This is a genomic window from Paraburkholderia sp. (assembly GCF_036488505.1).
Classification (GTDB): Bacteria; Pseudomonadota; Gammaproteobacteria; order Burkholderiales; family Burkholderiaceae; genus Paraburkholderia.
Window position 1 is genome coordinate 1 of record NZ_DASXHN010000252.1, and the last position, 1509, is coordinate 1509.

The window sequence follows — 1509 nt, forward strand, 5'->3', positions numbered from 1 at the left end:
TGCTGGTATGGTGCGGCGGCGAGGCTGGGACAGACGCTGCGCGATGCCGCCGCCCAACGCGCAGATGCGCATCGGCTCGCGCATCTCGGCGCGGTCGACGTTGCGCTGTCCGGCGCCGCGGCGGTGTTGCGCGAAACGGCGGCGCAAATCGACGTCAATCCTCGTGACGATCTGCAATGCGAGGCGCTGCGTGCGCGTCTCGTGGTCGAATCAGCGGTGACCGATGTAATGGCGCACGTGACTCGCACGCTCGGCGCCGGCCCATTGTGCCGCGACGCGCGTTTTGCTCGCGCGCTTGCGGACTTGCCGGTGTTCCTGCGACAAAGTCACGCCGAACGCGATCTCGCCGTACTGGGTGAAGCGAGCTTCAAAACCGGAGACGCTACATGGACACTCTAACGCTATGTACCGGGAGCCGCTGACATGTTCTCTCTGATCCAATATTTCGATGAGTTGTACAAACGCGGCGACGATCCTTGGAAATTGCGCGGAGGCTGGTACGAACAGCGCAAGCGTTCGCTAACGCTCGCGTTGTTGCCGCGGCCGCGTTACCGCAATGCATTCGAACCCGGCTGCGCAAACGGCGAACTGACCGCCGAACTGGCGGCTCGTTGCGATGCGCTGCTTGCCGCCGACCTGAACGCGACGGCAGTGCGCCTCGCGCGCGAGCGGGTCGCGGCTGTGCCGCACGTGCGCGTCGAGCAACGGACGATGCCGGCGCACTGGCCGCGCGAAGCAGGTCCCTTCGATCTGATTGTTATCAGCGAGTTCGCGTACTACCTTGATGCCGCCGATCTCGACACGCTGGCCGCGTGCATCGCAGGATCGTTGACGGTGGACGGCACGCTGCTCGCGTGCCACTGGCGCAGGCCGTTCGACGAAGCGCTCGAATCCGCCGGTGCGGCGCATGCGTTGTTCGATGCGCGTTGCGGTCTGACGCGGCTTGCGCATCACGACGAGGCCGATCTGCTGATCGACGTGTGGTCGCGCGACGCGCGGTCGGTCGCGCAACGCGAGGGGCTCGCATGATCGGCGTGATCATCCCCGCGCACAACGAACAGGCGCTGCTCTCGACATGCCTTGCAGCGTTGCACGCGGCCGCGCGGCATGCGGACCTGGTCGGCGAGACGGTGCGCCAAGTTGTGGTGCTTGACGCATGCAACGATTTCTCCGGCGCGATTGCGCACGCGTACGGCGTCGAGACGTTGACGGTTCAGGCGCGCAACGTCGGCGTCGCGCGCGCGGCCGGCGCCGCGATGCTGCTGACGGCCGGGGCGCGCTGGCTCGCATTTACCGACGCCGACAGCCGCGTGTCGGCGGGCTGGCTGGTCGCGCAACTGTCGCTCGGCACGGATGCGGTGTGCGGTTCGATAGCAGTCGACGACTGGTCCGCGCATCCGCACAGCGTGCGCGATCATTTCCGCAAAGTCTATGTTGACGCCGACGGCCATCGCCATGTGCACGGCGCGAATCTCGGCGTCTCCGCCGAAGCGTACCTACGGGCCGGCG

At 66.7% G+C, this 1509-nt stretch carries 2 protein-coding genes and 1 pseudogene; all 3 read left to right on the forward strand.

Annotated features, from left to right (window positions below; genetic code table 11):
- Window positions 1-399: pseudogene (locus VGH68_RS15380) on the forward strand (acyl-CoA dehydrogenase); the annotation flags it as partial.
- Between the two features lie 24 nt (window positions 400-423).
- Window positions 424-1029, forward strand: a complete 606-nt coding sequence (locus tag VGH68_RS15385; RefSeq protein ID WP_331604503.1) for a class I SAM-dependent methyltransferase — start codon at window positions 424-426, stop codon at window positions 1027-1029.
- The coding region (locus VGH68_RS15390; RefSeq protein ID WP_331604504.1) for a glycosyltransferase at window positions 1026-1509 on the forward strand (484 nt) is incomplete at its 3' end. The genes VGH68_RS15385 and VGH68_RS15390, both read left to right, overlap by 4 nt.